Origin of the sequence: Mesorhizobium sp. B1-1-1 (genome assembly GCF_006442955.1) — a bacterium.
GTDB lineage: Bacteria > Pseudomonadota > Alphaproteobacteria > Rhizobiales > Rhizobiaceae > Mesorhizobium.
Map to the genome: position 1 here is coordinate 234,089 of NZ_VFWW01000009.1, position 20,427 is coordinate 254,515.

The 20,427-nt window shown below is 59.2% G+C and carries 21 protein-coding genes and 2 pseudogenes; 6 read left to right on the forward strand and 17 right to left on the reverse strand.

Annotated features, from left to right (window positions below; translation table 11 throughout):
- Nucleotides 1–148 precede the first annotated feature (148 nt).
- Entirely contained in the window at nucleotides 149–508 is a 360-nt protein-coding gene (locus FJ986_RS20340) for a hypothetical protein (protein ID WP_140522844.1), read from the forward strand.
- A 234-nt stretch (nucleotides 509–742) separates the two neighbouring features.
- Here the strand turns inward: FJ986_RS20340 and ric are convergent, their stop codons facing one another.
- From ric to FJ986_RS20370, 6 genes and pseudogenes are all read right to left on the reverse strand, one after another.
- Entirely contained in the window at nucleotides 743–1,507 is a 765-nt protein-coding gene (gene ric, locus FJ986_RS20345) for an iron-sulfur cluster repair di-iron protein (RefSeq protein WP_224702965.1), read from the reverse strand.
- 578 nt (nucleotides 1,508–2,085) lie between these two features.
- A pseudogene (gene mog / locus FJ986_RS20350) lies at nucleotides 2,086–2,615 on the reverse strand (molybdopterin adenylyltransferase).
- 318 nt (nucleotides 2,616–2,933) lie between these two features.
- Nucleotides 2,934–3,536: a U32 family peptidase gene (locus FJ986_RS20355; RefSeq protein ID WP_224656235.1), complete on the reverse strand. Its 603-nt coding sequence runs from the start codon at nucleotides 3,534–3,536 to the stop codon at nucleotides 2,934–2,936.
- A gap of 4 nt (nucleotides 3,537–3,540) precedes the next feature.
- Nucleotides 3,541–4,427, reverse strand: a pseudogene (locus FJ986_RS20360) (peptidase U32 family protein).
- A 108-nt stretch (nucleotides 4,428–4,535) separates the two neighbouring features.
- Nucleotides 4,536–5,084 carry an SCP2 sterol-binding domain-containing protein gene (locus tag FJ986_RS20365; RefSeq protein WP_140522842.1) on the reverse strand — a complete coding sequence of 183 codons (549 nt, stop codon included), beginning with the start codon at nucleotides 5,082–5,084 and terminating at the stop codon, nucleotides 4,536–4,538.
- A 28-nt stretch (nucleotides 5,085–5,112) separates the two neighbouring features.
- Nucleotides 5,113–5,553 (reverse strand): hypothetical protein, encoded by a 441-nt coding sequence (locus tag FJ986_RS20370; protein WP_140522840.1) that lies wholly within the window; start codon nucleotides 5,551–5,553, stop codon nucleotides 5,113–5,115.
- A 156-nt stretch (nucleotides 5,554–5,709) separates the two neighbouring features.
- Here FJ986_RS20370 and FJ986_RS20375 point away from each other — a divergent pair, with 156 nt between their 5' ends.
- Genes FJ986_RS20375 through FJ986_RS20385 form a run of 3 tightly spaced genes read left to right on the forward strand, consistent with a single transcriptional unit; the run spans nucleotide 5,710 to nucleotide 8,091 of the window.
- The gene (locus FJ986_RS20375; protein ID WP_140523388.1) at nucleotides 5,710–7,218 is read left to right on the forward strand and encodes a UbiD family decarboxylase; all 1,509 of its coding nucleotides are present in this window, start codon (nucleotides 5,710–5,712) and stop codon (nucleotides 7,216–7,218) included.
- Nucleotides 7,215–7,799, forward strand: coding sequence for a UbiX family flavin prenyltransferase (locus FJ986_RS20380; RefSeq protein ID WP_140522838.1), 585 nt, complete (start codon nucleotides 7,215–7,217; stop codon nucleotides 7,797–7,799). The genes FJ986_RS20375 and FJ986_RS20380 overlap by 4 nt, the downstream gene beginning before the upstream one ends.
- A gap of 37 nt (nucleotides 7,800–7,836) precedes the next feature.
- Nucleotides 7,837–8,091: a DUF2249 domain-containing protein gene (locus tag FJ986_RS20385; RefSeq protein ID WP_140522836.1), complete on the forward strand. Its 255-nt coding sequence runs from the start codon at nucleotides 7,837–7,839 to the stop codon at nucleotides 8,089–8,091.
- 57 nt (nucleotides 8,092–8,148) lie between these two features.
- Here FJ986_RS20385 and FJ986_RS20390 read toward each other — a convergent pair whose 3' ends face one another.
- Nucleotides 8,149–8,460: a hypothetical protein gene (locus FJ986_RS20390; protein ID WP_140522834.1), complete on the reverse strand. Its 312-nt coding sequence runs from the start codon at nucleotides 8,458–8,460 to the stop codon at nucleotides 8,149–8,151.
- 193 nt (nucleotides 8,461–8,653) lie between these two features.
- Between FJ986_RS20390 and FJ986_RS30520 the strand changes: the two genes are divergently transcribed.
- A complete protein-coding gene (locus FJ986_RS30520; RefSeq protein ID WP_181181900.1) occupies nucleotides 8,654–9,010 on the forward strand; it encodes a hypothetical protein in 357 nt (118 codons plus the stop codon).
- Nucleotides 9,011–9,257: 247 nt separating this feature from the next.
- A complete protein-coding gene (locus FJ986_RS20400; protein WP_140522830.1) occupies nucleotides 9,258–10,448 on the forward strand; it encodes an NnrS family protein in 1,191 nt (396 codons plus the stop codon).
- 160 nt (nucleotides 10,449–10,608) lie between these two features.
- On the opposite strand, the gene FJ986_RS20405 is transcribed toward FJ986_RS20400, so the two are convergent.
- From FJ986_RS20405 to nirK, 10 genes are all read right to left on the reverse strand, one after another.
- A complete protein-coding gene (locus FJ986_RS20405) occupies nucleotides 10,609–11,424 on the reverse strand; it encodes a c-type cytochrome (RefSeq protein ID WP_140522828.1) in 816 nt (271 codons plus the stop codon).
- Nucleotides 11,424–13,046 carry a b(o/a)3-type cytochrome-c oxidase subunit 1 gene (locus tag FJ986_RS20410; RefSeq protein ID WP_140522826.1) on the reverse strand — a complete coding sequence of 541 codons (1,623 nt, stop codon included), beginning with the start codon at nucleotides 13,044–13,046 and terminating at the stop codon, nucleotides 11,424–11,426. Before FJ986_RS20410 ends, FJ986_RS20405 begins: the two co-directional genes overlap by 1 nt.
- A complete protein-coding gene (locus FJ986_RS20415) occupies nucleotides 13,036–13,593 on the reverse strand; it encodes a cytochrome C oxidase subunit II (RefSeq protein ID WP_140522824.1) in 558 nt (185 codons plus the stop codon). The genes FJ986_RS20410 and FJ986_RS20415 overlap by 11 nt, the downstream gene beginning before the upstream one ends.
- A gap of 202 nt (nucleotides 13,594–13,795) precedes the next feature.
- Nucleotides 13,796–15,073, reverse strand: a complete 1,278-nt coding sequence (locus FJ986_RS20420) for a cytochrome c (protein WP_140522822.1) — start codon at nucleotides 15,071–15,073, stop codon at nucleotides 13,796–13,798.
- A gap of 9 nt (nucleotides 15,074–15,082) precedes the next feature.
- Nucleotides 15,083–15,793 (reverse strand): c-type cytochrome, encoded by a 711-nt coding sequence (locus FJ986_RS20425; RefSeq protein WP_140522820.1) that lies wholly within the window; start codon nucleotides 15,791–15,793, stop codon nucleotides 15,083–15,085.
- 308 nt (nucleotides 15,794–16,101) lie between these two features.
- The gene (locus tag FJ986_RS20430) at nucleotides 16,102–16,443 is read right to left on the reverse strand and encodes a DUF982 domain-containing protein (protein ID WP_140522818.1); all 342 of its coding nucleotides are present in this window, start codon (nucleotides 16,441–16,443) and stop codon (nucleotides 16,102–16,104) included.
- A gap of 177 nt (nucleotides 16,444–16,620) precedes the next feature.
- Nucleotides 16,621–16,878, reverse strand: a complete 258-nt coding sequence (locus tag FJ986_RS30525) for a hypothetical protein (RefSeq protein WP_181165394.1) — start codon at nucleotides 16,876–16,878, stop codon at nucleotides 16,621–16,623.
- Between the two features lie 122 nt (nucleotides 16,879–17,000).
- The gene (locus FJ986_RS20445) at nucleotides 17,001–17,378 is read right to left on the reverse strand and encodes a hypothetical protein (RefSeq protein WP_140522814.1); all 378 of its coding nucleotides are present in this window, start codon (nucleotides 17,376–17,378) and stop codon (nucleotides 17,001–17,003) included.
- A gap of 885 nt (nucleotides 17,379–18,263) precedes the next feature.
- Nucleotides 18,264–19,133, reverse strand: coding sequence for an SUMF1/EgtB/PvdO family nonheme iron enzyme (locus FJ986_RS20450; protein WP_140522812.1), 870 nt, complete (start codon nucleotides 19,131–19,133; stop codon nucleotides 18,264–18,266).
- Between the two features lie 53 nt (nucleotides 19,134–19,186).
- Nucleotides 19,187–20,293, reverse strand: a complete 1,107-nt coding sequence (gene nirK, locus FJ986_RS20455) for a copper-containing nitrite reductase (protein ID WP_140522810.1) — start codon at nucleotides 20,291–20,293, stop codon at nucleotides 19,187–19,189.
- Nucleotides 20,294–20,427: the final 134 nt, after the last annotated feature.

The window sequence follows — 20,427 nt, forward strand, 5'->3', positions numbered from 1 at the left end:
TATTGCACTCGGTCCGAAGCCTAGGGTGCGCCTGCGCTTTCTGGCCGTGCATCCCTTCCATGCCTGTTCACTGCCGATGCCGCCGAACGATATCAAATGCGCGGCAAGCGCCCACACCGGATATCTCGTAGGATAGCTGGGGTAGGGCATGTCAATCGATCACGCTGTTGTGTGGCTGGAATTCCGAACAGCAAAAGTGTTCCTTTTTGAAGACGCTGCAACGCCGTCAGTCGCTGGAGAACCTGAATTCATCGGTGACATGCGGCTGACGCATGATGGTCAGAAAGGCCAACGTCGAGACGATGATTTCTTCGGGGAGGTTCTTGGCTTTCTGGAAGCTCGGAAGAAATGGATTATAATCGGAAATAGATCGAGCTGTGTCGGCTTGCTCGAGCGCATATGCCGTCAGAAGGCCGAGGGTCGTGTCGTTGGCGTGGAATTTGTCGATGCGGTCACCGCTGAGGAAGTGTTATCGCGAGCCCGTAGCTATTTTAGCGACCGCCACTAGGCATTTCCGCCACGCCATTGGCCGTCGTGAGATCAGGCCAAACTAGGATAGGGCAGGGCGAAGACCTGGCCGATGCCAACGACATCAGGGACAGGTTGGACGAACTGGAAAGGCGCGTTGGTCCACAGCGAGTTGGTGCTGACGACAACACGGTGGCTACCTCAGTACCAAGACCATCAGCCGAGGATTCGCTATGCGATCCGCGTAGCTGCAGTCGTCGTCGACGTTAGGCGGCTAGACGCGGCCTTCCGTTGCCGCGAACCGCGGGAACAGGATGTTGTTCTCCAAGTGGATGTGTTCCATCAGGTCTTCGGCAAACTGAGCCGTGCCGACGTAGAGCGCCTGCCAGGAGCGGCAGGCTCCGTCGGGCGTGACGAAGTCGCCGGTGAGGCTTTCGAGGAGCCGAAGCAAGGTGCCTTGGTCGTCGTGCTCGTGCCGCAGTTCCGAAATCGGGATATCGAACTTGCCTTTGCCCCACTGCCGCATTGCTGGAAACAGAATGGCCTCTTCCTTGGCCATGTGTTGCTCCAGTTCGCTCTGCAACTGCCGTAACGCATCCGAAAGGCCGGCCGGCACCTTCGGATGTTCGCGATGCACCGCCTCAACCTTACGCGACAGTGCAATGAGCTCGGGCAGAGCGCGCCGGTGCGCTTCGTGGTAGCAGGCTTCGATGTGGTTGATCAGTTCATCGCTGTCCATCGCAGCCGGCGCCGCTGTACCCGCAGTGTCGGTACCAAGTGCCTCCAACGCGCGCTCAAGGTCGTCGGGATCGACTCCGCGCCGGTGCGCGGCGCCATCGAGGGTGAGATCGCCATTGCAGCAGAAGTCGATCTTGAATTTGCGGAAAACGGCGGTGGCGCCAGGCAGCGTTGCGGCTATGTCGCCGACCGTGCGTTCCCATAGTTCTGGAACTGGGAATTGGGTGTTCATGACGAAGCTCCATGCATTTTCGACACAACGGCTTTGAAACTTGAAGCGGGCCCATTCGACGCGACGCAATGTCTCGAGGACGAAATCGTGCCAACCGTTGGACCATGAATTGCCCAGATAAAGGTCCGCGTCTTTGCGCTGGAACAAAGAGGAGCAGATCACCAAGCTGTCGCCGTCAGCCTCCCAGCGGGAAGCCTGAGTGCGTGCGGCGCGGCTGAGTTCAGGGCATTTGGCTCAAAGAACATAGCAATTTATCAAGTTCGGATCCTGCGTGTCCGGGCAGGGGTGCGCACCTGATCGCCTAGCGTGATAGGCCCGATGTCTTCGGCGATTGAACAGAGTTTTCCGCTGTTTCAGCCGCAGGAGGCATGAGGGCATCCGGTGCGCTTCATCCGGCCGTCGCGCAAAGGCCGCAGGCTTATGCTCTGATCGGCGGCCAGCCAAAGTCGCAATGGCCGACGATGCCGATCGCCTGCGCCATGTGATCGCAAACACGCGGTGCGCCAAGCCACTCTGGTCGAATGTTGCTTCTCAAAGCTCAAACAGGTGTGACGCATCGCAACTCGCTTGAGAAAACAATCAGGAATTCCCTCGTTGTCGCCCTCTCGCAGCTACGATCCGATGGATCAGGTGATTGTCCGCAGCTCTTAATCTAAAAGCGCTGTCGACACGGGATCATCCGAACATCGCTCGGGTATGATTGGCGCTGCGCCGATCAGTTCGAGACAGTAAGGCACGGCAGGAAAGACGGCGTTCAAGCATACGTCGATTAAAGCCGGCTTGCCTGGCAGGTTTATGATCAGCGGATGGCCGCGGACTCCCGCAGTCTGACGTGAAAGAATGGCTGTGCGGACTTGCCGCATGCTGGCCTGCCGCATGAGTTCGCCAAAACCGGGAAGTTCCTTGGTGATGACTTGCTGCATTGCCTCTGGGTAAGATCCCTTGGAGATGGACCGGTCCCTCCAGTCGTCAGGATAAGATCAACGCCGCATTGGTCGCAAAGCTCGATGAGCACATTCCGGACACTTTCCACGCCGTCAGGGACTATGCGGCGGATGAAGACGCAAGGCGATGCTACGACACGTCGAAGCCAGCGCTCGATGGCAGGCCCGCCAAGATCTTGATATTCGCCGCGGCTTGCACGTTCTGACACTGTAATGATTGCAATCTGGGTCATTTTTTCTGTTCGAGATCCACCTTCAGATCGAAGCGGTCGCTTGCCATCCGGGCTTGGCATGGGCGTATCCATCGACGAGCGTGCCGGGCAGATCGAGGCACGAGAGAATAAAACGGGCCCCCTCGCGATCCTCTCTCCCATTGGCAAGAGCTCTGTACGTCTTTGCCACCTCGATCATGTCGCACGTGTGCGGAGACAGGCGGATGCGCCGGACGCCTCTGGAGGCGAGATCCGCGGGTGCGGGGCAAAAGGCCTGCACCTGGTTGGAGAGCGTCTGCACGCCATTGATCGCGAGGAACTGCTGGTCGTCGAGCGTGTCTACGGCAAGACCGTCCGGGTCTTTCTCGCAGGTAAACTGGCACGAATCCTTGTGAAGGCCGTAAATGCGCGCATGATAGCATCGCCCGGAAGCGCGAGCGGCAGCCGACCGAAGGCGAAAATCTCGAAATCCGCCTCGGGACATGCGCTGGCCATGGCGCCGACGGCGGCGAGCGACAATTCCACTGGCGGGCATATGGTTTTGGCACCGCGATGAATGAGGAATTGCGCGGAAGACCCATTATAAACGTTCAGGAACGGACCTGTCACGAAAGGCTTGCCGGAGCGTGACGGCAGGGCGGTGACATCGTTGATCTCGATCAGCCGATCGTCGCCACAGAGGTCCTCGATGCTTCTGCGTTCCCGAACGGTCGCCGGTGCTGCCAGGGTAGACAGCACCACTTCCTTTCCGGCACGCTCGAGGCGTTCGATGATCTCAGGCCATACGGGGTCGGAAAACGGCATCCGCTTGCCGCAGACGACTTCGCCGATATGGACCCGGTCGATCGGAGCCTCGTCCGCGATCCTGCGGTAGAAGTCCGTGAGGCGGTCGGGCGACCAGTGGAAGAAGACCGGCCCAAGCGTCAACGCAATTGCGGACAAGGTGCTATCTCCACTTCTTGCTGTACGCTCCTGCCGTCTGCCGGGAACCTTCCGACTGGCCAGCAAGAATCCGATCGATCTCAATGGCGTCGCCGCCTTGCTCGACCGCGTCAACGGCCTTCCGGAAGGCGCGGACCACTTCCGTCACATAACCTTTGCCGCGCTGGCGTCCTTCGATCTTCAAGGCGGTTACGCCGGCGGCCTTCAGCCCGGCAATCATCCCGCCAGCGTTCAGGCTGACGGGATCCTCGAACAAATAGGAGGTCTTGCCGCCGGCCTTGAATTTGCCCTTGCACAAAGTGGGATAGCCTACTGGCTCGCCGAACTCGTAGCGGTCGATCGTGAACCCTGAAAGCCGTGCTGCCGTGCCGTTAGGCTCGTCGTCGTAACTCACCATTTCGGGTGGCGAACAGACGCCATTCAGATTTGGCGATTTTCCCGTCGCGTATGAAGAAAGATAGCATCGGCCTTCGATCATCACGCAAAGGCCGCCGAACACGAATGCTTCGTCTCCACGTCGATCGCGCGGTTGAGCGCCGCGATCTCCTGAACCGAAAGAACCCGCGGCAGCACGACGCGACGAACTCCGAAACTTTTCGCGTAGAATCCGATTGCTTCCGGCGTTGCTGCCGCAGCCTGTACCGACAGATGAAGACGAATTTGTTTATGGTTCTTGGCGACATGATCAAGGACGGCTATGTCCGCCGCGATGATGGCATTTGCGCCGCATTCGGCTGCGGTATCCGCTGCCTTTTTCCACAGGCCAACATCGTTGACACGCGCGAATGTATTGATGGCGACGAGAACCTTGCTGCCGTGGTTATGCGCGAAGCGGACGCCCTCGGCCAGTTCTTCCCCGGAGAAGTTGAGCCCCGGGGAAATTCCGGGCATTCGTTTCGTCGCGAAATCCGCAATAGACTGCGTCCGCGCCTGCCTGGACGGCTGCCCTCAATGTAGGCGGGGTTCCGGCCGGGCAGACAAGTTCCATGCGTCCGCTTGTCATGCCTCTGGCGCCTCGCGTCTGGAATTTCGATTGGCCATTTGGCGTGCGACGCTCAATGCGCCGAGAATGCCCGTATTGGCGAGACGAGCCAGGAAGCCACGCAGGCCGAGTAGGTCCGCGGGGCTAAGCTCGGCGTCCTCGATTGTGTTCCTCAGCGCGAGCACCGCCTCCGTGCGGCCGCTGATCGAGATGATCCGGCTGAAGAAAAGCGCATCGCCATCCAGCGTGCCGTCGAGCAGGCTCAAGAGTGTCAGAAGAGGTCCCCTGATCTGGACGTTTGATGTCGCGGCCTCACTTCTCCTGACGACACGAACGATCGAACGCTCTGCGTCCGGTACGACGGTAAATGCGAAGGCGAGGTCGACCGGGTCGATGAAATCGCAAGCTGTTCGATGTTCGCCCAGGCGGTCGAACAATCGGGGCTGGCGCCTAGCCATCGAGCGCAAGGATAGCGTCAGCAACGGCCCGAGGGGAAGTCCGGCAAAAGGTGGGAAAAGATGACGAATGACCGCCGGCAACGTCGGTTCCGTGCTGATCGTCACCATTCAGTACATCCTATCCACATGAGCTCGTTCAGCAGGCCCTTCCGGCCATCGACTTCCTGCGTCCGTCTGCCAGCAAGTCCGCGAAATTGACACTGTTGGGACAGAAATCCTGATAGTGGCTTTCGAAATCGAAGGCGGCCAGGTGGCCATGACACTGGCGGCGATGCTGGCAGGCGATGCAGATGCGTGACATGAAACGGTGCGCGGCTTCCAGCGATTGAAAGCTGTCAGGATCGATGTCAATCGAACGCATCGCGGAAGAAAGCAGGTCTTGCGAAGCGTAGGGTAGCCGCATGGCTTCATCGAATTCGCTTCGTGACAAACCGATGCCATTCAGGATGCCTGTACACTCATCCAAACCCATTGCCCAAAAGTCCCTTGTCGCTGCCATGCTCTGCCGGCGATCCGCGAGAAGGGAAATTACGGACCGCAAAGCTTCGACAGTTTCGCTAATGAGATTGCCTGCCATGTGAAATCCTTTTGGCTCGATCGCCTTCCTCGGAAATGATGTGAGAAGGGAAAAATAGCGGGGACGGATCGTTCGCTCTTTGCGCTAGCGCAAAGTTCTTCGTCAGCCCTGATGGCAAAATCGATCGCCGACGAACCGGTCGGGCCGGATTTCGCTATGCATCACCGCTGCCTTCCCTTGTTTTCAGATCTTGGCTCATTCCTTTCGTTCCTCGATCGGAACGGGCAGCTTCGTGAGGTTGGCATCCCTGTCTCGACACGGCTCGAACTGACCGAGATACACAGGCGGGTGATTGCCTCGAAAGGCCCAGCGCTCCGCGTTACGGCGCCTGTCGACGATCGCGGCGTCAAGTCAGCCTTTCCCGTCGTCGCAAATCTTTTCGGCACCCGGGAACGTGTAGCCTGGGGCCTTGGCACCGACCTTCACGGTCTGGAAACCCTCGGCGCGCTCCTTGCGTGGATGAGATCGCCTCAGGCTCCACAGAACCTTCGTCAGGCCCGACAGATGTTGCCTGCGGCGCGGGGTGCACTCGTGGCGCGGCCGAAGATCGTCTCCCCGCCCAGAGAGTGGCGCGACGCCGATCCGGATTTTTCGCTTCTTCCCATCCAGACTTGTTGGCCGGGAGACGCAGGCCCACTCATAACATGGCCAGTGGTCATTACTCGCCCGCCTGGCGAGGACGACCCGAGCACATACAATCTGGGCATATACCGGATGCAGGTGCTAGCCCGTGATCGTGCCATCGTAAGATGGCTGCCCATGCGAGGTGGAGCAGCCCACCATCGCATATGGCAGGCGAGGGGGCTTGAGATGCCGGTGGCGGTCGTCATCGGGGCAGATCCCGCGACGTTGATCGCCTCGGTGATGCCGGCGCCTGAAGGCGTGTCGGAGCTGGCACTGTCCGGGATGATCAATAATCGCCGAGTCGGATTGGCGCCCTGCAAGAGCATCATGCTTCACGTGCCAACCAGTGCGGAAATCGTGCTTGAAGGTGCCGTCTCTTCAACAGAAACCGCGCTGGAGGGCCCTTTCGGCGATCACACGGGATATTACAACACGCCGGAGCGATACCCCGTATTCAACCTCAAGCGCGTTCGCGTTCGCGACGGGGCAAATTACCTGACCACGTTCACCGGGCGCGCGCCCGACGAGCCCTCGGTTCTCGGCGAGGCACTGCTCGATGTGTACAAGCCACTCCTGCGCCAGCAGATACCGGAAATCGTTGATGTGTGGCTTCCGCCGGAAGCCTGCTCCTACAGGATTGCGGTCATCTCGATCGCCAAGAAGTATGCCGGACAGGCCAGGCGCGTGATGATGGGGTTCTGGTCCCTGCTGCCGCAGTTTTCGATGACCAAGATTGTCATCGTGGTGGATGACGATATCGACATTCGATCATGGCCGGACGTGATGTGGGCGGTCGCCACCCGGATGGATCCCTCGCGCGATCTGATGCAGGTGGACCGAACCCCTATCGACCAGCTCGATTTCGCCTCACCCCTCGAAGGGCTTGGGGGAAAGATCGGGTTCGATGCGACGCGCAAGATTGGGTCCGAGACCTCTCGCGAATGGGGAAAGGAGCTGACGATGTCAACTCATATCGAGGAGCAGGTGTCTCAACGATGGAACGAGTTTGTTTCGCAGACGACCGCTCAGGGGCAACAATGACCAAACGGCTGATAATCGGTGTGACAGGTGCATCCGGCTCCGTGCTCGCGCTGGAGACCATACGTCAGTTGGTCAGGGCCGGGGTGGAGACGCATCTCGTCGTCTCCAAGGGCGCGCGATTGGCGATCCCACATGAGCTCGGCACCGACGGCCTTGCCCAACTGACCTCCGTCGCCAACCGCGCGTATTCCTATCAGGACTTCGCCGCACCAATCGCCAGCGGCTCTTTCAGAACGGATGGCATGATCGTCGTTCCCTGTTCGATGCGGACCTTGGCAGCTATGGCACACGGTTTAGGCGACAATCTTCTCACCAGGGCCGCCGATGTCGTCCTGAAGGAAAGGCGCCGGCTGGTCATTGTTCCACGCGAGGCGCCGCTCCATGAAGGGCACCTCGACGCGATGTTGAGACTAGCACGGATGGGCGCAGTCATCGCACCGCCGGTACCGCCGTTCTATGTCAAGCTTGCCTCGATCGAGGAAATGGTAGTCGAGATGGCTGCCCGACTGATTGGCTGGGCGGGCGTTGACCCGGGCGACAAGCTCACGCGTTGGGGCGAAAAGAAAGTCGCCGCCGCGTGATCATCCTGATGGATTGGCTCAACGTGCAAGGATAGCAATGAATTTGCAGACGTCGAAAGGCGCGACATATGACGTACGGAAACTTCCACCTGAAAGGAAGCAGTCCGCTGTATTGTCAATGTTCGACGGACTCAAACCCGGTCAGACATTCGTGGTCGTTCTCGATTTTGATCCTGATAGACTCAGGCGTCAGTTCGAAGCGTTCTTTGCTGGCGAACACATCTGGCTTTGCCTTAGACCGGGGCCACCAGAATGGCTGATCGAGATAGGAAGACCTCAACCTGCGCAGTGATGTCGAGCTCTACGAAGAGGTCGCACACGCCGATCGACCGATCTGGTCACTCAAGACTCAGGTGGCAGTGACCGTGAGGGCCCCCTTCATTCCAAGCTCATAATGACCCCGTATCAGGTGGTCGTATTCGCCTTCATTGGTGAAGGCCAGACGCACCGTCTCGCCTCTTTTTACGGTGACTGAAACCGGATCGAACGCCATCGATCCATCTTCGTTCTCGACCATGCTGATCGCGATGGTACGATCTATTTTGGCCGCCATGCCCGGCTGACCGATAACCATCAGTTCATGGCCGTCATGAGTGCCGGAATGCATTCCCGCCGCAAGCGCCGGGGCGATGAAGAGGACCATGGCGATTGTTGGCATCATGCATTTCTTCAGTGCGATTTCTCCGTTGTGAAATGTGTTGAGTTTCACCCTGTCGGAGGTGGCCGCGGGCTCTGTTTTGGACCGCGATCGGCGGAACCAGGTTAGCAGGGTCGCCTGAAGCCTTCACCAGTTCTTGCCGCTGATCACCTATGGCCCGTCTGCACCGCAGATAAACTGAGTTGCCGCATCGAAAATGCACCCTCCTTTGCGGTGCTCGCGATGTCGTCAACAGGAGAGCGAGATCCATGTAGACGCTGCGATCCCGTTCGGCTGCGCCCATTTCATCGAGATCCTGCAGGAAGAAGAGAATGGCTTCGATGCGCTCGCGTTGACAGCGGGCGTTGGCAAGATGCTCGCGTGCCGCGCGCCGCACTTCCAGAGCCGTAAATCGCGCCAGCGTCTCGTCGAGTCTGGAACGGCACTCACAATCGAGCCGGGCGTCCTTGATCAAATTTGCCAGCCTGCCGACAACGGCCATGCCAGCAAAGCGCCGGGAACAGTCGTCAATACTACTCAATGGAACGTTTTGTTTCATCTTCTTCGCTCCTAGGGCAGACGTTTCGCAGCCGGTCGCAACGCGAACAGACGACGCGCGCCCTGCCAATCGGCAGACGCGGTCTCGAAAATTGTTTTGATTATAAGCGACTATTTTTGCTGCCTGTTTGCGCTGGAGCAAACACGTAGACCGATCATCGACGGTATTGCCTTCGCATTGAGTTTTTTCCGACCGCCGATCTTGCGAGTTGAGAAGCGGCACGAGGACGTCGTGTCAGTCATCCCTGTAGAGGAATTGTCGCATGGCCGCCGACGGGAGTGTGCTTATTTTCGACGCGAAGCAGAGGCGGATGTCGGCGCCGTTTCGGCCATTCTTTCTAATCGCGGGGTTGGACGCGATTGTAGGCCCGGCGGTCTGGCTGCCGTCAACGTTCGGAATACAGGCCATCGGCCCGACCGGGATATCTCCCGGCGATTGGCATCGCGACGTGCTTCTTTTCGGGATGGTTCCAGCCATTTTGACTGGCTTTCTGTTGACGGCATTGCCTCGATGGACAGGACGACGCGCAGTCTCGCCACTTACCACGCGTCTGCTCGTCGCCCTATGGCTGTGCAGCCGGGGGACTTTCCTGTTTCTGTCGCATTCGGCCGGGCTTGCCCTCTATGCGTTTTTGGTGCTGACGCTCCTCTTGATTGCGGCGGGACGGGTGATCGCGAGCCGCGACCGCCGCAACCTGAAGATATTGTTTCTGCTGCTCGCCTTTTGTGGTGGCAACATACTTGCGGCGGCGTCCTACCAAGTAGAATTTGCGCTGCGGCTAGCCTTGGCTTCGATCGTCGGACTTGTCATGATCATCGGAGGACGCGTCGTCCCGGCGTTGACGGTGGCCTATGTCGAGAGCGCGGGCGGTCGAATCTCCGTCAACCGTTCTGCCGTTTTGGAATACGCGGCAGCGGCTATTGCGGCATGCGCCCTTGGTTTGTGGGTTGTTGCGCCGCAGGCACAACTCACCGGCGTTGCCTGCGCGCTCGCCGCCTGCGGTCAGACCATGCGAGCCGCCCAATGGAATGGTTGGCGAAGCGCGGCCTCGGCGACGGCTCTTGCCCTTCACATAGGATATGGATGGATCATCGTGGGTTTCGGACTTCTGGCGATCCACATTCTAGCACCGGAGTGGCTGGGACAGGCGGCTGCGGTCCACGCATGGACGATCGGCGCCATTGGCACGATGGCCCTCGCTATCATGGCGAGCATGATCCGTAAGCATAGCCACCGCGCCTTCGCGTCTTCGGCTCCGACGACCGGTGCGTTCATAGCGATGACGACTTGCTGCCTGTCGCGCCTCCTCGTCGAACTGTTGCCGGACTACGGGACAGGCTTGACCAACCTCTCGGGAGCAATGTGGGTTGTCGCCTTCGGTCTGTTTGTCACAGCATTCCGTAGAATGCTCATCCTGCGCAAGACGAAGCCAGACTGCCGCTCCACATCCTAAGCGACGATCAATGCCGCAGCGCGCCTGATTGAGCTGATCCGAGGGTGCCATGCCGTCGCTGCCGATTGCCTTCACACCCAATTCGTGAAGTTATTTTTGCGACAGCATAGGGCCGCCGGTTCGGTCCAGTGGAAGATGCTACCCACGCTGCTGAACGCCTTCAAGGTTGCGGCTTATACTTATCCGGGGGTTGAGATGCGTAGTATTGTGCTACTTGCTCCATTTCATCGTCCGTCATTGCGCGTGCAATATTTCGCATCTGCTGGCTAATATCGTTGCGACGACCTCCGTCTGCGAAAGCGCGCAGTTGAGCTTTGATGTAGACGGCCGACTGGCCTTCGAGCCACGGACTGCCGGCCTTGTTGTCCAAACTGCCGTGACACGAGCCGCAAGGCGCAATTCCGCGCATTGGGGCTCCATTGATGACGATGCGAGGCGCAGGAACCTTTTGCGAGGGATGATAGGCAGGCAATCGCGGCAGGTAATTATAATAGGCCGCGAGGTCGATCATGTCCTGGTCGGCAAGATGAGGCGCGAATGGACTCATTACGGCGTTCACGCGCGCGCCCGATTTGAAGTCTTTTAGCTGTTTGTATATGGCGGCTGGGTATTGCCCTGCGAGGTTGGGCGAATCGGCGCGGCTGACGCCCGTCGGGCCATGGCATATCGCGCATTGCTGAGCGAGCGTCGCACCGCGGTTGATCGACTCGTTCGAAGGATTGGCGAGCATGGCTGACGTCATGATGACGTCCGAGGTCTTGAACGTGGGCTGAACGGTCCTGGCACCCGATGTCAGTTTGGGAATGCCGGCAGCACTGCATATTGCGTCCCACAAGCCAGCCAGCTTCAGATCAGACTGTGCATAGGGAAGCAGGATGAAGCCGCCAAGGGCTGTCAAGACCACCAGCGCGGCCGTGATACCAATACTCAACCTGACCCAAGGGTTTGTCGCTGAGAAGAGGCGTTCCGTCGACATTATCGGGCTCCAATGTAGACAGCCGGAACAGAGGTGCCCTGCCTGAACGCGAGTTGCAAGATTGGGAACCCATAATTGGTCACAGTGAGCCCGATCATCAGTGCCAGCCAAAGGCCATAGCTGTTAAGGGCAGCGGGCACAGAAACGGGAGCATGGACGGCCGTGCTGAAGCGATATTCGCCCGCATCCATCGCCGGGGCGCGCTGGCCTCGTATGAGGATGAGAATGAAGATCGCGCCGGAGATCAGCAGGATCAGCCCCCCAAAGGCCGACATGCTCACTGACATCGCTTCGGAGGCAAGTCCGGGGTCGGTATAATCGAAGTAAGCCATGCGGCGAGGCATGCCTAATATACCAACATAATGCCACGGGAAAGTTGTAATGATCATGCCCAGAAACCATAGCCAGAGCTGCAGGCGCATGAGGCGGAAGTCGATGAACGCGCGCCCCGTCAGATGTGGCCATAGATCGTAGGCGATGGCGAAATACATGATCACGATCGCGCCGCCGAAGATCAGATGGAAATGGCCGGTTATCCACTGCGTGTTGTGGATCGTGGTGTCGAGCTGATAGCTCATGTTAATGAGGCCTCCGGCGCCGCCGAAACCCAGAAGCACGAAGGAGAATGCCGTTGCCAGCATGATCGGATTGTTCCACGGCAATGTAGCGATCCATCCCAGTGGTCCTCTGCCCCCACGCAGGCGACCTGCGATTTCGACAGATGCGCAGATCGTGAAAACAGTCAGCAGGGTCGGCAGGGCCACAAGCGCCGTGAACGCCGAATGGATGAACTTGAAGCCGGCGCCGACCTGCGGATCGGCGAAAGCGTGATGGATGCCGATGGGCATCGCAACGACCAGAAAGAGGATGAAGGCAATCCTGCCCATGGAGTCGCTGTAGAGCTTCCCGCCAATGGCCCGCGGCACGATCGTGTAATAGGCGATATAGGTAGGCATCAGCCAGAAATAGACGATGGCATGAAGCGTCCATGAGAAGAAGACGCGGGCCAACCCAGCGTCTATGGTCGATTTCAAGCCGAGCGCTACCGGCAAAATCTGGAACAAAAGCTCTAGCGCCGCTCCAACGGCCGTCCAGGCCCAAAGATATGCGCCCGCTACATTGGCGAACATGGCGAGAGGCACCGGCGCGTCCGGGTTGTTTCGCTTCCAGATCCTCAGGTTGATGGACATGAGTGCGACCCATATCCATGACCCGAGCACCACCAGCACGACGCCGATATAGTAGAATGGGCTCCCAATCAGCGGCGGATAGAACGTGTAGAGTACGGATGCGCGGCCAAGCGACACGGGAACCATCGCCGTCACTGCGCCGATCACGATCAGCCAGAAGCCCGCCCAGGCCCATCGCCGTCCGATGAGTGGTTGCTTGAGCGCGCTTTCGGAAATGGCGTAGCCGAAGCCCATGGCCACGAGCGTCGGGAACACGTAACCCATAATGGTTCCGTGGGCCGTCAGCGAGCGATAATACCATTCCGGATTGGTGATCCAGGTATGAAGCGGGCTTCGAATGAACATCTGCCAGGCGCCCATGATAAGCGCGAGCCCAAAAACCGCAAACGCAAGCCAAAAATGAGCAAGTATCAGTCGCCGGCTATTTAACACAGCTCACCCTCTCTTGCTTGGTTGCCATGGTCATGAACTCGGCTTTGTCAATGACCTTGACTTTCCCCCACATTCCTTCGTGCCCGAAGCTGCAATATTCCTGGCATGGCATCAGGTACTCGCCCGGCTTGCGGAAGCGGGCGTTCTGCACGGAAATGTAGCCGGGGACGAGCATGGTGTTGACGTTCGTCCCCTGAATAAGAAGGCCGTGGATGACATCTGCACTGGTGGCGCGGATGGTTATCGTCGTGTCAGTCGGGACGAGAATGCACTGTGGCGCGAAGGAGTATTGTTGCCCGATTGCCCGGACAGTTACTGAACCGTCAGGCTCGATGGCGCTACCAAGGTTGGATTCGACGAACTCACCCGAAATGTGAAGCGTGGTTGGATCAGCGGTCTCCACCCGCGCCTGCGGCATCGTCGCCTGATGGATGCCGGCGAAGGCCGCCATGCCGGCGAGGAAGGCGATGATCAAGACCGCGATTATTGCCCAGTTTTTCTCGGCGCGAATCGCAGCCCCGGCATGGTCAACAGGATCCTCGGTCATCTGGATAGCCTCGAAGCCCTAAGGATTGGCGTGGGGGATGAATACGAGTAGGTAGAACGTCAACCACATGCCAAGCACAATGGCGGTCGTAATACCGGCGAGGAGAAAAGCTCCGCCTGGGCCCGATCGTAATATCCGCTCCAGTGCCTCCTTTTCGGATCCGGCTGCGCCTGTCGGCTCATCAGAGTTGATCATCCGGCCCTCAATTCAATGTCGCAGAGCGCAGCTGGTTTGCTTCCGACGGGCTGATCGCTGCTCCCCGATTGCCCCACGAGGTGCGGACATAAGTGACTACCGCCGCCACCTCGTTGTCTGACAAAGTGCCGGCAAACGGAGGCATGCCATACGGCATCGGATTGCCGGCGGTGCCGGGAGGATAACCGCCATTCAGTACCATCCGGATCGCGTTCACCGCCGACTGCATCTGGATGGACTGGTTGCCGGCCAATGGCGGGTAATGTGGCGGAGCCCCTTCGCCTCGCGCGCCGTGGCAGCTTGCGCATCGTTGATCGTACACCGTTTTGCCAAGGCTTATCAGCAGGCTTCCTTCGCTCGGCGGCACGGAAGGTTTAGCGACATCGGGGGCGCTGTCCTGAGCGATGCTCTTCAAGTAGACGGCCATTGCGCGCGTGTCTTCGTCGCTGAGATACTGGAGGCTGTTGTAAACGACTTCGGCCATCGGCCCGTAGACCGCGCCCCTGTTCGAGACCCCGGTGCGCAGCAGATCGGAAATGTCCTTGATGCTCCAGTCGCCGAGCCCCGCTTCCTTGTTCGAGGTGAGGGATGGGGCATACCAGTTCTGCATCGGGATAAGACCGCCCTTGAAGGCGTCGGACTGAGAGTTGCCTCCAAGGGCGTTGATCGGCGTATGGCACATGCCGCAGTGCCCGAGCCCCTCGACGAGGTAGGCGCCGCGATTCCACTCCTGCGACTTGCTTGGATCGGGCTGATATTCGCCTTCGGTAAAGAACAAGGTACGCCAGCCAAGGATTAGTGATCGGTTGTTGTATGGAAAACTGAGGTCATGGGGCCGGTTTCGCTGTTTCACCGCTTCGACAGACTTGAGATAGGCGTAAATCGCGTCGCTGTCTTCCCGGGTCACCTTGGTGTAGGAGGCGAACGGCATTGCCGGATAGATCAATCCCCCATCCCGTGAACGCCCGGTATGCATCATCCTGTAAAACTCGTCGGCCGTCCATTGGCCGATACCGGTCTCAGGATCCGGTGTGATGTTGGAAGTGTAGAGTGTGCCGAAGGGGGTGAGCATGGCGCGGCCGCCTGAAAACAACTTGCCTTCGGGCGCCGTATGGCAGGCGATGCAATCTCCGGCACGTGCCAGATACTCGCCTTTGAGAATAGTGGCCGCCGGGTTTGTCAATGTCCGTTCTTGCGCCCAGGCGGCGTCGTCCAGCTTGAGGGCGGCAAACGAAACCGCGCCTGAAAACGCCAGGAGGCCGACGAGAACTTTGGGCTTCAGCATAGCGTCCTCTCAGTTCGGCTGGCTTCCACAATCGAAGGGCAATGTGAAGGTGCCTTTCGGGGCTGGCGCGGCATTCGGCGGGGCCGGCAGGGAAGACAGCCACGCCGCCACGGATCTCACATCATCTTCCGTAAGGTGCCCTGCCACGACTTGCATGCAATCAGGAGCAGTCGCCGTCCGGGTCCCGTAGCGCCAGGCGCCGAGCTGAGCGCTTACATAGGCTGGGCGCAGACCAAGAAGGCCGGGAATTGCAGGCTCCATGCCCGTAAGCGAAGGGCCGTGACAGCTCGCGCACGCAGGTATGGAGCGCGCTGAGTCACCATGTGTCACCAGTTCCTTGCCATGCATCAAAGCGTCTTGCGAGACGTCGGGGGGCGCGGCAACAGGCAAGGCCGGCCGTTGGTCGGCAAAATAGTCCGCCATCTTCTTGAGATAGGACTGCGGCAGGAATTCGAGCAAGTAGTTCATCGGCGGATAATGGCGCCGTCCCGCTCTGAACGCGAGCAACTGATTATAGAGATATCCGGATGGCTTGCCCGCCAGTCGCGGGAAATAGACGTCGCTGGTGCCCTTGCCTTTGTCGCCATGACAAATGGTGCAGGCCTGCACGCGAGCTTCCATTGTGTCTGGAGCGTTGTTTGGCGGATTGTCTTGCGAAAGTGCGGAGACGGAGGTGAGCAACAGAGACGCAACAACAGCGAGCGGAATTGGGTTGCTCATACCTAAGCTCCATCGGCCTGGCTGAGACCATAACCAAGACAGCAAGGATATGGAACCCCCGCAGCGGCAACTCGCTTGTTTTCACAGACATGAGCTGATGGGCCACGGAAATTGCCGCAAACGGGTCGAGGAGCGCGTTGGAGAGGACGAGACGAAGCAGATGGAGCTTGAGCCGGAAAGGTAGCCTGAACCGCAGTGTTTGGCAGAAACGCGGGGTCGGAAACGGGCGGGGCAGCTTGGGGTTTCTCCAGGCGATTTCTGGGGCATCGACGCGTATTGTCAGCCAGACCGAAGGATCCTAGCTCATACTAACCCGCTTGAACCGGCAACTCCATGCGGAACCATTCTGCGCCGTACAGGTTGCTTTTGCAGAGTGTTCGATTCCCCGAGGATGCAGCCGCTTGAGGCCCGTTGTCCGTCCCTCCGGCAGCGGGCCTTCCTTGCTCAGTCAGCCCCCTAATGGGGCACCTCGGAATTTCCCCTCCTCGATAGCAGCCAGCTTGAAGCACTCTCGAGCCTTCCTGAGGTGTCGCTTGGCCAGCCAGAGCGGCCCAGCAAGCGCGCACCGCTTGTTTCCACTTAGGGCCACGCTTACTCCACTGAAGGAGATGCTCGGCGGCAGCCTCTACGCTGCTGACCATGTACGTCATGCCTGACGGGTTGCCGCTGACGGGACCGGTGGGGTGAACCAGTGGGTGGCCATCAAGGTGGCCATCAGCTGACGCTCCGATAGGAGAGCCTGCGTTTGAGTTCAGAGGCGTTCAGGAGCATCACGAGGTCCGTCGCGTAAGGTGACCTCAAGGCCGACCGCTGGGTGACCCTCGGGTTCAGCGGGTTTCCCGGTCTTTTGGTCGACCACCGTCCACCCCTTGGGGTCTCTTTTCCGTTCGTACCTTGGGGCCATGAGACCATTCGCTGTATTTCCGTCTCAGTTCTTCGAGCAGGGACCGATGCTCCTGGGGGAGATCGTGGTCTATCCGCAGCCCCAGCAACTGGCGAAGGTGGCGGCGGAACGCCTCTGTCTTGATCCACCGGCGAACAAGGTGGGCTATGGCCTGCTGCCGGGCTTTGTCGAGTTCTGCCATGGTCGGTCTGCACGAGTAGTTCAGCACCGAACTCCGGGTGCCCTGGATGGTTCCCAAGGCCAGAAAGCGCCCGAGAGCCCTGAGCTTCGTCATTCAGGCTAAACTGACGCCGGCAGGGACAACTACTTGCTGATGATCCAATCCACCAAGCCAACTTCGACCGGCACGCACCCGACGTATTCGAGTACCAGGCTCTTAGCCAGATCGCGCCATTGACACTCGGGCGCGTTCGTTCCCGAGACCAAATCTCGGAACACAGCGCGGAGAATATCGGCATCGAACGCTGAGATGGTAAGGGGAGCCGGGTCTGCATCTTCCCAAGGTCGGACGGTGTCATCGTTCTGGGACTGGTGAAGCCGTCTCAGAAGGTCGTGTGATGCCGTGGTTACGCTTCGGGTATGATTAATATCGCGCCGAAATGCGGCTCTTTCAGCAAAGGAGCGATGCCGCAGCAGGAAGGTGGCTTCGATGGCCGCGCGCGATGTCTGTATGCGCTGCAAGCATGGGGCTTCCTCCCCCTCGAAAGGATTTATTTACTCCCTGTTGAACGGACCCCACAAAGCAAATCAACACCCGAACCAAAGCGGCCGGGAATGTTTGAGCGCGAAGGATCAATCAAGCGTTGCCAAGCGTTCGCTTGCGATCAACCGCGTTCAAGACGGCCACCAAATCCTCGGCAAATTTCGGGACGCTTATGTGGTTCCTTACTCATGGAGGTCGAAGAGGACGAGCTTTTCACCTATTGACGCAAGGTGAACCACCCTCGTTCATCGGCGGAAGGATCGTTCCGAGTTTCACGCGCAACTGGCTCGTCCGCCAAGACACGACCGGCTGCCGACACAATTTGCCCAACTCGACATCGTGGCAATAGTCATCTCGGCCGTCGCGCTGGGCACGTGGTCGACCGCTCATGACGACAGCGCCTCAGGACTGTTTATGGCCGTGGCCGCTATCCGCCAGGCGTGGCGACCGTGGGCTGCGCTGGTCCTCCATCTTGCATGGGCCTCGTGCCGGTTGAAGTTGCCTTCATTTCGGCGCCGATCTTCTTTCCTGCCATGGTGCCGACCGCTGCCGGGCTATGCGCGCTCGGAACGGGTGCGGTGGGCGCTTTGACACCTGCTCTGATGACCAGCGCTCGGGCACACTGGGCGAGAGTTCAAAGCTGGAAATGGCGCCTTTGTTCATCTTCGTAGCCGTCCTTCTTGCGGGATCACTGGGAATTCTGATCGCCTTCGTCCCCAACTGGAGCGGCGGGTGCTGGCCGGATGGCGGCTTTTGCCGGCTTTATCCTGATCTATCGAACAGCATAGATGAGGCCAAAGACACCGTGAGCCCGGAGCAGCAATCGACCGACGAAACCAGAACGCAGCACTTGCTCCTGACTGTCAGGTAATGCCGAGATAGCTAAGGAAACGGTTGGCCCATCCACGATGCCCTCGCACCAGTCTGAATCCCAGATTGTCGGGGGGCAAGCCGACGGCGCAGCCTCCGCTTTTTCCGTCACTTACGAAATTCGACATATAGGCTCTGTGAAGGCCTTCAAGGACATGGACGCCACAATTGTCGACCGCGCTCACAACCCCGCTTCCGTCTTCGGCCAGCGTCGTGCGGACATAACAGGTCGAAGTCCACTCCCACACGTTGCCGGAAAAGTCGGCCAAGCCACGCGAATTCACACCAAAGGAACCCCGGCTCCTGGGCAACGGGTCCGGTTTGCGATTGAGGTCAAGCTCTGCCTGGTAGCTGGTGAGCCAACGCCTGGCAGGGTTGTTGGCATCGTTTTCGACACCTTCGAATTCGCCTGCAAACCGCTCAGCTGCCGCAAATGCCCATTCCTCGTCGGTGGGCAGCCGCCATTGGTCACCTGTTGCTTCTGAATACCACCGGGCGTAGGCAACGGCGTCGAGATAGCTCACTGTCGTTGCGGGTGCGTCATGCGGGATTGAGCGGGTCTCCTCCGCCGGCCGACAGGCCCCAGCCGACACGCAATCCGTATAGTCGGCTGCGCTGACCTGATAAGTCATGATCTCAAGCGGACCGTTGAGTTGCTGCTCGACCTTGGGATTGGTTTGCGGTCGTCCGTTCTTCAGGAACTCGCCGGGCATCGGATAGGTGATCGAACCGGGGAACAGGCTAACCGTTGTGGCAATGGCGTGGGGCTGTCGCTGGCCATCGGCGGCCTGTATCGAGAGTCCTACCGCTACCGCTGCGGCCACCACGGCCATTGGCACGAGCTTCAGGATGAAAGCCGACATAGTTCTTGTCCAAGCCCGGACAGGATCACTGTCCGGGCAAATGCGAGGGCCGTTCAGTTCATGGCGACGGGTTTGGGCGCTTCCACCTGCGTCATGAGGTCGTCGTTCCAATCGCCCTCGACCTTGAAGTGAGCGGTCGCTCCGAGCTCCACGGCCTCGATCAGATTGTGATTGACGTAGGCGTAGACGCCCGGCTGCAGGAAGGTGTAGAGCGCCGAGCCCGCGGAACCACCACGAATGAACCAGGTTTCCAGATCCTTGGCCGGCGGGTTGGCGAATTTACCCTGTTCCCAGACGTAATCGCCATGGCCGCCGATCAGATGCGGCCGCGTATCGCGGTTGGCCTGTGAGTGGACGATCAGCACGGTTTCGCCGACCTTCGACTTCATGGCGTTGTCGCCGGTGAGCGATCCGACCTTGCCGTTGAACACCACATGCGTGGGAATGAGCCCGCGCATCACCTTGACGGTGTCATCGTAGGCGTCGCCGGCGGATTCGTAGCTCTTGAAGTTGCCCTTCTCGTCGCGCGGGATATAGAAGTCACTCTCGCCCACGTAGAAGATCTTGTCGTACTTGACCGGTTCGCCCTTGTCGTTCCTCAAGCCGTCGCGCGGCAGCACCATGACCGCGCCGTTCATCCCAGACACGACATGCCAGGGGATCATCGCGCCGCCAGGGGCGCAGTGATAGATAAACGTTCCCGTCCGCGTCGCCTTGAAGCGCAGGGTCACCTGTTCGCCGGGGTTGATCAGCGTGAGCTCGCCGCCACCCAGAGCGCCGGTTGCGGCGTGGAAGTCGATGTTGTGGGCAAGCGAATTGGTTTCAGGATTGATGAGCGTCAGCTCGAGGTAGTCGTCCTGGTGCACGACCATCAGCGGGCCGGGGATCGAGCCGTTGTAGGTCATCGCGTTGAGCTTTGTGCCGTCGGCATCAATGACGATCGGCTTTTCTTCGATTGTCATGGTGAACTCGACGATCTTCGGTCCGCCCTTGGCAATCTGGTCATGCGAATGCACAAAAGGCGGCGCAACGAGCATGATCTTTTCGCGGGGCAGCCCCCGCACCTCTGCCTTTGTAACCGTTGCCGACAATGCGGGCAGCGCCGCAACGGCGGCAGCGCCAAACGCTGCTCCGAAGAGGGCTTCGCGTCGCGTAATCATGTCAATCTCCTGTCTCTCGACCATTGTGGATGAGGAGAAACTACCTGACCTGACCTAGCGTTTCTTTGCGTTGGCGCAAATTGGTGATGTTAATCGCGGAAACAACAGCTCGGAACGCAGCGATCTTATGTGTC

What these genes read in the sequence shown, in the direction of transcription:
- FJ986_RS20340 (WP_140522844.1), top strand. Translation starts at nt 149, where the DNA reads ATGTCAATCGATCACGCTGTTGTGTGGCTGGAATTCCGAACAGCAAAA.
- FJ986_RS20425 (WP_140522820.1), bottom strand. Translation starts at nt 15,793, where the DNA reads ATGAGCAACCCAATTCCGCTCGCTGTTGTTGCGTCTCTGTTGCTCACC.
- FJ986_RS20365 (WP_140522842.1), bottom strand. Translation starts at nt 5,084, where the DNA reads ATGGTGACGATCAGCACGGAACCGACGTTGCCGGCGGTCATTCGTCAT.
- FJ986_RS30520 (WP_181181900.1), top strand. Translation starts at nt 8,654, where the DNA reads ATGCACCCTCCTTTGCGGTGCTCGCGATGTCGTCAACAGGAGAGCGAG.
- FJ986_RS20385 (WP_140522836.1), top strand. Translation starts at nt 7,837, where the DNA reads ATGAATTTGCAGACGTCGAAAGGCGCGACATATGACGTACGGAAACTT.
- FJ986_RS20415 (WP_140522824.1), bottom strand. Translation starts at nt 13,593, where the DNA reads ATGACCGAGGATCCTGTTGACCATGCCGGGGCTGCGATTCGCGCCGAG.
- FJ986_RS20405 (WP_140522828.1), bottom strand. Translation starts at nt 11,424, where the DNA reads ATGTCGACGGAACGCCTCTTCTCAGCGACAAACCCTTGGGTCAGGTTG.
- FJ986_RS20450 (WP_140522812.1), bottom strand. Translation starts at nt 19,133, where the DNA reads ATGTCGGCTTTCATCCTGAAGCTCGTGCCAATGGCCGTGGTGGCCGCA.
- FJ986_RS20430 (WP_140522818.1), bottom strand. Translation starts at nt 16,443, where the DNA reads ATGACGTACATGGTCAGCAGCGTAGAGGCTGCCGCCGAGCATCTCCTT.
- FJ986_RS20420 (WP_140522822.1), bottom strand. Translation starts at nt 15,073, where the DNA reads ATGCTGAAGCCCAAAGTTCTCGTCGGCCTCCTGGCGTTTTCAGGCGCG.
- nirK (WP_140522810.1), bottom strand. Translation starts at nt 20,293, where the DNA reads ATGATTACGCGACGCGAAGCCCTCTTCGGAGCAGCGTTTGGCGCTGCC.
- FJ986_RS30525 (WP_181165394.1), bottom strand. Translation starts at nt 16,878, where the DNA reads ATGGCAGAACTCGACAAAGCCCGGCAGCAGGCCATAGCCCACCTTGTT.
- FJ986_RS20380 (WP_140522838.1), top strand. Translation starts at nt 7,215, where the DNA reads ATGACCAAACGGCTGATAATCGGTGTGACAGGTGCATCCGGCTCCGTG.
- FJ986_RS20400 (WP_140522830.1), top strand. Translation starts at nt 9,258, where the DNA reads ATGGCCGCCGACGGGAGTGTGCTTATTTTCGACGCGAAGCAGAGGCGG.
- FJ986_RS20390 (WP_140522834.1), bottom strand. Translation starts at nt 8,460, where the DNA reads ATGATGCCAACAATCGCCATGGTCCTCTTCATCGCCCCGGCGCTTGCG.
- FJ986_RS20375 (WP_140523388.1), top strand. Translation starts at nt 5,710, where the DNA reads ATGCATCACCGCTGCCTTCCCTTGTTTTCAGATCTTGGCTCATTCCTT.
- FJ986_RS20370 (WP_140522840.1), bottom strand. Translation starts at nt 5,553, where the DNA reads ATGGCAGGCAATCTCATTAGCGAAACTGTCGAAGCTTTGCGGTCCGTA.